Genomic DNA, 9,195 nt, shown 5'->3' with positions numbered 1-9,195 from the left:
ACAACAACTTGACACTATCCATTTCCGCCAAAATTATTGACCCCTCTTTAACCTGATGCTATAATAGCAATAGACTTTGAACCTTGTTAATTTAATAATGAGTATAAAAATACTCAAATCCGAAAAGTTACACTCATTGTTAAAAATAAACTTTTCACTTTACTACAAAAACTAGCAGGAAAATTCTAACTTTTATCGAAGTATATTAAATGATTTATTTCTAACAAAAATTGCCTATTGCTTTCAATCTCACGAGCAGATAAACTTGATGCTCAGTTTTACAAGAGATTGAAAGAAAGGATATAAACCAACTTTCAAATAAAGTTTTTGAAGGGGGGAGATAACACCGAGAAGTGAGGAAAGCCTTTTTTAAGTATTATTATTTTCAAAAAATCTAAAGGAGGATTTGAGTATGAAAAAAGCAAGAAAGCTACTCGTAACCCTACTCGTGCTCACATTCTTACTCAGCACATTCAACGTAGGGTTCGCTGCAGACAATGACGATGTTTCTAGAACGCCTGCAGTAGACAGAGCAATTGCACTTGGTATTTTAAGAGGCGACGACCAAGGCAATCTCAATCTAGACAAACCAATTACCAGAGCAGAAGCATTAGCACTAATTATCAGAATTTCTGGTTTGGAAGTTTCTGCGGACCTTATGAAAGGTGCCACAATTTTCCCAGATGTAAATTCTGATCCATCATTACAGTGGGCTACAGGCTACATAAATCTAGGTGTTAGCAACAAAATCGTTAATGGTTTCCCTGATGGAACATTCAAGGGCAACAACCTAGTAACCTACGCCGAAATGGCTAAGATGATTCTCTATGCCATGAACTACGGCGTAACAGTAGAAGGAGCCCCATGGCCTGCTGGAGTAATGGCTAAAGCCGATGACCTCAAATTATTTGACAAGGTCGCTGCAGCTCCAAACTTGCCAGCAATTCGTGGCGATGTTGTACAGATGATTGATAACTCTCTCACTGTAAAACATCTAGTACAAAGAGGCTATGGTGCCACTGAATACTACGAAGAAGGCAAAGAAGATTTCCTCTACAAACTAAGAATCGACGAAATCGATGGCGACGGCGATGGCCTCTATGTAACTGCTATATCCAGAGTTAACAGCAGGCTTGATGATGATGAAATCGAACTAGAAGATGGCAATATCTATACACTTAAGACACCTGATGTTAAAGCCGAAGAAATCTTCGGTAAGAAAGTAAAAATTTGGGTAAAACGCGACGACAACAAGAAATACAAAGATGTATTTTATGTAAAAGTTGAAACAGCGGAAAAAGATAACCTGTTTGATGCAATTGATGAGGCAGATATAGAAAAAAGAGAACTCACCTTAAAGATTGCTGATAAGACATATGATATCAAAGATGAGAAAGACGATAAAGCAAAGATCTATATAAACTATGAAGAAATGAGCTTTAGCGAATTAGAAGAAATGAAAGCAGATGACCTCGAAGGCCTATATGGTAACTTTGTGTTAGAAAGAGGCGAAATCGTTTTCGCAAACCTCTTTGACTTTGATAGAAACGATATCGGCCTTGTTACAGAAGTTGCAAAAGACTATATTGAATTTATAGCTTTAGAAGACGCAAAAGAAGATGAGATTGATCTCACCGATTATAAAGATGAAGACATATTCGTATACGACAAAAACTTCAACGTTCTCGATGTAGATGATATTGAAAAAGATTCCCTAATCTATTTCTGGGAAAATGATGATGACCAGATCTTCATAGTAGTAGCCGGCGATGTAGTTGAAGGTGAAATTGACAGAGTAAGAGATGCTAAAGTTAGAATCGATGGAAAATCATATGACAAAGGCGATGCAGCTATCCTGTCTTATGACAAAGGCAAGAACTACGATACATGGGACAATGTAAAAGATGTCGAAGATTTCACAGAAGAAAAGGTATGGGCATTACTTGGCCTTGATGGAACCATAGCTGTTATCCGCGGTGAAGCTGTAGAAACAAGTGGCACTATTTACGGTATAGCAACATATGCCAGCGTAGATAAAACAGGAACATTATCTCTATTTAATAAAGACGGAAAAGTTGTTGACTACACCGCTGAATCACGTTCAATGCTTAATGAAATCCAACATGATAAAGAGGAGCTAAACTACTATGGCAATATCACTGACGAAAATTTTGGATATTCTATAGTGGCATTTAGAGTGAATAGAGATGGCGAAATCAGCGATGATAAAGAAAATGAGAAATATGTTGATTTCAACTATGTAATAGTTAAAAATGGAACAGTGATTAAAGGTGATGATTTTGAAGAAATCGTAGACATAAATGTAAATGTTAATGTATACAAAGAAGATGACAAAGCATACTTTACAGATCGTGATCCTGAAGATGAAAATGCTTCCAGATACTATGTCTCTAAAGACACCATTATAATGAGCGCTATAAAAGATGGAGAATTGGATCCTTCTGTAATTACCTATGATAACTTTGTTTCTATGTCCATTAACGGAAGTGAAGCAGTAGTTTTCGGTGAGCCTGGTAAAAATGCAAAATTAGTAGTGTTCTTAGAGAACGACTTTGAAGGTTCAAAGGAAACTTTCTACTTTGGTGTTGTAACAGAAGATCCATGGGTAGGACGTAAAGCCACAACCGTAGAAATCAATGTAGCTGGCGAAGGAAAAACAGAGTACAAAATTAAGGATTCTGATAAAGATAAATTTGCAAAAGGCAGCGTTGTAGCATTTGCCCTGAACAGTAAAGATGAAGCAAAAGACATAGTATCCGCAGCAGTCTACGATGGAAAATCAGATCCATCTGACACAAATGGTCACGCAACAATTATTGCTGGTACAGTGGCGGATGTAGACGGATCCTTCATAAAAGTAGGAGCTGAATCATATAAAGTTGCAAGTGACGCTGTAATATATGACTTCAAGCTCGATGGCAAGAAATTTAAGCTTGATGGCACCATCAGAATGTCCAGAATCAGCGAAGATGACTATGTAATACTTATGTTTGATGAAGATAGCAAGGAAGTAAAAGCTGCAGCTGTATACTATGCTAAGGATCTAGAAAAGTTTAATAAATAATCGATGAACTTAAAAAACCGACAGAGAAATCTGTCGGTTTTTTCTTGTAAAAGGTGACAACAGACTGATCCCATTAGGTAGTAACGATCTTATTCTTGCTCTTGAGACAAACCTAGCAGTGTGCAGGATACACGCTGGACGGCTTTGAGGCGGATAGGAATTACAGGTTTTTTCGCACAGTGTTGCTGCCTTTACATACTCTATACTGTTTTTAAACTATTTTTTAAATACCAATGTCATATAACTGGTTGTCTCTATTAAATCATTTCCCATCAAAATGCCAGAATTGGTGTGAGCCAGTATTTCAAATTCTGTGATGCCTTGGTTTGCCATAGTGAGGAAAAGTGTCACGAGACTTGCCGGAGAATCCAGGTGATCATTGCCTAGGCTAAACAGCTTGTCCAGGTCTTTATCTTTCATTGTCTTTATCGTTTCTTGGTCCTTTTGTTCCGCTTCCTGACGGGTGAGATAGTGGGAAAAATCAACAGATGCGATTACTGCTGTGCCTCTGTCCACAAAACTTGAAAGGCAGTTGGCTATTTGCTCTGCTTCTTTTTTCGATACATCGTAGTGAAATATTACCGGCACCACTTTAGTATCGGGCAGATAGTACTTAATGAAAGGCATTAAGTTGCCGATAGAGTGTTCCTTTGTAAAGGGACGATCATCTTGCTTTACAAGTTTTGTTTTTAATAACTCATCTATAATATACTCATCAGTTTCAACTGTTCCGAATGGAGTTTGCCAAGCCAGAGAACTTGTCAAAATCTTATTTCCCAGGTTTTGGTGGTTAGGCCCTAGCAAAATAATCTGGGTAGGGGGACTTTTCGCAAGCTTTGCGAAAACCTCCCCTATAAGTTCATGGGCCAGCAGGTGGTGGGGCACAACAGCTCCGTGAATTCTGCCCTCAAAGGGCTCTATATCCTCGGGAGACAGGGGATTAAAGAGCCTGGGATCGTAAAATACATTTGGATGAGTGGCTTTAGGAGCTTGGTAGGGCTCTTCGGTATCATTGGTCTTGAAAGAACAACAGCTTAAGGCGAAGCACAGGAAGATGCCCACAAAGATAACGAAGGACTTTTTCATTTGATTTGTATCCTCTCTTCTTTAGTAATGCTGTAAATCTTGCCACTCTTTAAATTCTGTATGATAGCAGGCTCTGCTTTAAACTCTCCTGGATTTATAACCCTTGCATAGTAAGTGATAGACCAGCTTTTCTTTTCATAAACGCCGAAGGTGACCTTTTGCCCGTCTATGAGAAGGGGATAAGCGGCGTTTTGTTTTACCCCGTGATAGTATGGCCTCTTTATAATTTTCAGCCCTGCCGGCAAGAAGTCGGTTATGATGTAAGGACCGTCTGGAGCTGTAGGGCCGAACTCGTAGGAGAGTGTGATGGTAATAATGTCGTGGGCATCGAAAGTATTTTTCGTTATCCCATCTGCACCGTAGCTTTTGCTAAGTTTTACTTCATCAGAAGAAGACTCTAAGGAAGGGTCAAAAGCTGCATCGTAAACCGCCGTAACACCTACTTGACCTTCTATATCCCCGAATTTTAGTGTTTCAAGTTTTTCCTGTGTCAATATTAAACGATAAGTTTCTCCGGGCTTTAAAGTAACCCTTTCCTGTCTGCCTTCAAGGGAGTAGCTGAAACTTACCGGTTTTTCAGGCAGCCTTGTAAGGGCATTATTTAAAAACAACAGCTGTTCAATGTATAAGAGGATGTCTTTTCTGGAGTTTTCCAATACGTAAGCATAGAGTTTACTTTGTTCCTCCAGGTTTAGACCGGAAGCTGCGACGGCTGCAAGAGCAGTTGCTTGTAGTATGTCGTCCTGGTCCTGGCCAACCTTTATGCGCATTTGATGTCCCAGGTCTTCGCCTTTTTCTTTAATAAGGGATTTTATCAATCCGGCTGCCGAAGGCTCATCTCCCACTTCTACAAAGGCCAGAGCCAGGTAGAGTTTTTCAATGGCAGTGAGATTTTCTTGCTGTGAAAGAAGCTTAAGCTCTGTAAGGACAGGCTCGCCTAAAGCTGCAAGACCATAAAAAGCCATAATACTGCGTTCCCGAGTTTCCCTGGGGTCCCCGGCAACCTTAAATAAATAATCGGCCAGGGCGGCTTTGTCAAAGGCATCATCCAAAAGGGCCGCAAGTTTTGCACTGAGTTCTAACTCCGCAGAACTGTAGGGCAGTAAAGCAATACCTCCTTCGGCCGTTTGGTATTTAAGAAAGTCGATTTCTCCACTTTCTATGTCGTTTAATACCGTACCGGGAAAATACTCATCTAATAGTTTACCTCCCATAATCCATGCTATTTTTTGGTCTATCCGGCTGCCCTGGGCCCATTGCAGCTGCAATAGGGAATTAAGGTATTGGCTTCGCTGATAGTCTGTAAATGTTAAGGATGTCAAAGTATCCTCTGAACCTTTAATTTTCAAATTTTCTTCTAAAAGCCTAAAGTCAACCTGCCGCTTTGATAAGAAACTGTCGACTACCTTGAAGCTTAATGTAAGTCTATCTCTTAACCCGTCGGGAGTTTTTCCAGTTACGGTAATGCTGTATTTTCCGCTTTCCAGCGGGGGCAGCTGCCAGAAGGTCATGGTAAAGGCTTTCCCTGGGATGGTATCTTTTATGGTCTTTCCATCTTTTTCTAAAGCCACTTCATAAGTAACCGAAGTGCCTGCTTTTAATTGGTCGCCGAATGCCCTTAAAGGTATAAGGGGCCGGTCTTGAGACAGATATGTGTCGTTTACAACCATATCAACAAAAAATGGAAGCTTTACCACTACCGGTGCGGTTTTCGTTGCAGCCCAAAGGTCTTTGGTCACTGCCTGGCAGGTGAGACGCCAGGTTGTAAGATTGTCCGGCACTCTAAAATAAATCTGAGCCCTTCCCTTATTATCCGTAGTCAGGGTTTTAAACAGCACCGCATCCCTGAAATCCTTTCGCTCGGAACCGCCTTCCCCTCCGTGCTCTGCGCCTCCGGGAGGCATATCGGGGATTTCATGAGTATAAAAAGATGTTTTAATACCCGAATCAAAAGTATCGGAATATATGGCTCTCAATATATCTACATGCTGATCCTGCAGGGCATAGAGGGCTTCATCAACCAGGTTCAGGTTTACTACCGCTTTTACGGGCTTACCCTGTTTGTCGGTGACTTTCACTTCGACATTAACGGTTTCCTGGGGCCTGTACTCATCCTTATCCGTCTTTATATCTATTTTCAAGGCCCTTTCCCCATAATCGTAGGTGACGAGTGAGTCATAAGTCTCGTGATAGTTTTTCCCGTCAAAATATATTCCCCGGATCCAAAAGTTCGGTATCAGTTCTTCATCAAAAACCGTCTTAAATTCAGGCGAATCCTGGACGTAAGCTTTTTGGATGCCCTTTCGGGACATAAGGAAGAGGTAGCCTTGGGCTCTCGTAGGTAGCTGCAGTTCATTTTCTTTCATGACTAGATTTACTTCTTCACCGGCTTTATATACAGTTTTGCCTTCTAAATTGTACCATTTGTAGTTGTACTCCCTATAGAAACCGGGCCCCAATACTTGGCGTTCCCGGACGGCCGGGTTGCCCCTAAAGTCCTGGGCGCTGATTCTTACAAGATAGGACTGCCTGTCTTCAACGGGGAAGGAATATACTGCTTTGCCCGCGCTATTTGTAGTAACCTGTGCTTCTGAATAGGGCAGCTTTTTATATTCATAATAATACCGGGTCTCCACTTTCTTATTGATGAAATCGTAATATTTTCCTTCTTCACGTCTTTCCCAAACTTCCCGGAAGACTTCAATCTTCACCGGGTGATTTCCCACAGGGCCATCCTTATAGGCATCCCTGTCCCAGGGTTCATACTGGCCGCTGTTGACTTTGTCTACGGTCAGCTTATCTAATTGGATTTCCAAAGTGGCTGTATTCCCTTCAACTTTATTGGAAACATCTATATCGATATCGTTATTTAATACCCTAACGAGGCTCTCTGCAGTGATCTCACCGGCTTCCGGCAGTTTTGCAGTCAAAAACAGCCTTTTGTACAGGATAGAGCTGAATACCTCTTTAGAAAAGACCGGAACATAGGACAGTATGGCATTGCCTTCTTCATCGGTTGTAACGGTGTTTTGGCCGGGACCATCGATATGGGTCTGTATTGGCAAAAAGGCTGCAGGAGTGCCCTCAAAGAAAGATGCTTTTATCTCAAAATCAACTTTATCTCCTATGTAGACGGCTTTTTTCGAGGGCTTGACCTCTATGTTATAAGCGGGCTTTGAGTAAGTCTGGACCTCAAAGCCGGCCGAATCGACGGTTTTATCCCCGACTCTTATTTCTAAATCATAGTAGCCGGGTGTTAAATTGGGCAGCTTCATACTGCCTGTAAAGCTAAAGTCATCCAACTTTACCTCAATGCTCTCAATGTCGGAGTTTTCCCGCCATCCACCTGTGGAAAGGACTGCGGTGACTTTATCTATAACCCCGGCATCTTCGGTCCTGGGCTTTAGGATGCCCCAAAAGTAGACCGTATCATCCGGCTTATACAGCGACCTGTCAAGGTACAGGTATTTCCAGTAACCCATGGCAAACTCTCTGCTTTTTTCCCAGCTGCTATCCCACTGGTACCAGGGTGGAATGGTTATGACGGCTTCAAGGCTATCCTTTGAAACCACTCCGTAAATACCGGTAGAAGTATCTTGAGGGGTCGCGAGTCGGACAAGTCCTGAAGCATCAGTGACAGCTGCTTCATCACTGCCGTAAAGCTCAACTCTTGCCCCGGAAGCGGGAGAACCGTCCTGCAGATTATTGACCCAAATATAGGTATATTCTTTATCAACGGCAGAGTAAAGGGAAAGGTCCGTAACTTGGAACCAGGTCTGGCTCTTTATTCCATCAAAATTGATTTCGGCCAAATAGTATCCGGCAGGCAAAGGCTCCGGAAACTCTACGAAGGTGCTGTAATCGTACTCCATAACCGGTGCCAAAAAGCGGGCCACCTGCTGCAACTTGGAAGTGTCTTCAATATAAATCTCCCGGGACCTATAGGCCCATATGGGGATTGTTTCCCTCTCCTGCTGGGCTTTTATGAAGTCTTCGGCGCTTTTGTAATTATAAACGGTAAACTCAATTTCATGGGGTAAGGCCTTATCTCCCCAACTGAAGAAATTAAATTGTAAAAGGGGTCTGTCCTTAGTCGAAAACTCGCTGTTTGTTTTAAAAAACCTGAAGCTATAACTCGTAGGTTCTGCCTGGGTTTCAAACTGAAAGGTCACATCTTCTTCAAGGACCTGGCTGCTTCCGGCGAGAGGAAGGCCTTTCTTAATAGTAACGGTGTACAGAGTTTCAGGTTCAAGTCTGTCAGGGATAAATACGGCTGTTTTTTTATGGACTTCAAAGCTTCCTGGGGTTTCTGGACTAATGGAGAAATATTCCGGTAGGTTTTCGAAGTTTAAGTGGCTAAAGGTGATTTCAATTCCTGTATCAACAGGGACACCTGAACTTTGGTTTCGCGGGAGTGTGGAGACAATCCTAAATTCCCCTTTTGTCTGAAACGCCCATTTCAAGGAGTTCGGGCTTATAGTGTCTAAGGTAAACTTATAGATTTTATTAGGTTCCAGGGGCTCTTCAGGCACAATCAGGAGCTCATTGTTTTTTCCGGCAGGCCGCTTTACTGAAAAGTTTATACTCGGTTCCACGGTAAGGTTATTGCGGATATGGTCAATATTTATAGGAGATTCACTGGAAAGGACGAACTCCGTATCCAAATCCACGCCGGCGCTGTCTTCTTTGGTGGCTTTCAATTGCATTTCCTCCGCTAAAGCTTCGGTCAAAATTGGGGTATTTCGCCCCATGTATATTCCCATGCCGAAGGCCAACAATAACGTTGCTGCCAGGGTCAAAGCCAAAAATCTCTTTGATTTTTGCATTTTTTCATCTCCCCACAATTTATCTTTGAACAAATATATAAACTCCTAAATGTCCTATGTTCGACAGAGCTAGGATATGAAGATTTGTATCAGACTTGCTTGTAAAAAGAAACTATGTTAGGTTCAATTTAACATTAACATTGTTTTTTATATATATCAATAAATATTTTTTCAAAAGATAGTGTCAAGTTGTTGTAG

General features: G+C 41.6%; 3 protein-coding genes. 1 reads left to right on the top strand and 2 read right to left on the bottom strand.

Features of this window, described 5'->3' with window-relative positions; genetic code table 11:
- Window positions 1-412: 412 nt before the first annotated feature.
- Window positions 413-3,085 carry an S-layer homology domain-containing protein gene (locus JT739_RS12395; RefSeq protein WP_237661434.1) on the top strand — a complete coding sequence of 891 codons (2,673 nt, stop codon included), beginning with the start codon at window positions 413-415 and terminating at the stop codon, window positions 3,083-3,085.
- A gap of 216 nt (window positions 3,086-3,301) precedes the next feature.
- Here JT739_RS12395 and amrB read toward each other — a convergent pair whose 3' ends face one another.
- Both amrB and JT739_RS12385 read right to left on the bottom strand, forming a co-directional pair.
- Window positions 3,302-4,171 carry an AmmeMemoRadiSam system protein B gene (gene amrB, locus JT739_RS12390; RefSeq protein ID WP_237661433.1) on the bottom strand — a complete coding sequence of 290 codons (870 nt, stop codon included), beginning with the start codon at window positions 4,169-4,171 and terminating at the stop codon, window positions 3,302-3,304.
- Entirely contained in the window at window positions 4,168-9,030 is a 4,863-nt protein-coding gene (locus tag JT739_RS12385) for an Ig-like domain-containing protein (protein WP_237661432.1), read from the bottom strand. Before JT739_RS12385 ends, amrB begins: the two co-directional genes overlap by 4 nt.
- Window positions 9,031-9,195 lie beyond the last annotated feature (165 nt).

Source organism: Tepidanaerobacter sp. GT38 (assembly GCF_021991635.1).
Lineage (GTDB): Bacteria > Bacillota > Thermosediminibacteria > Thermosediminibacterales > Tepidanaerobacteraceae > DTU063.
Note: the sequence above shows the minus strand (reverse complement) of the source record. Positions and strands in the feature narration are given on the sequence as shown.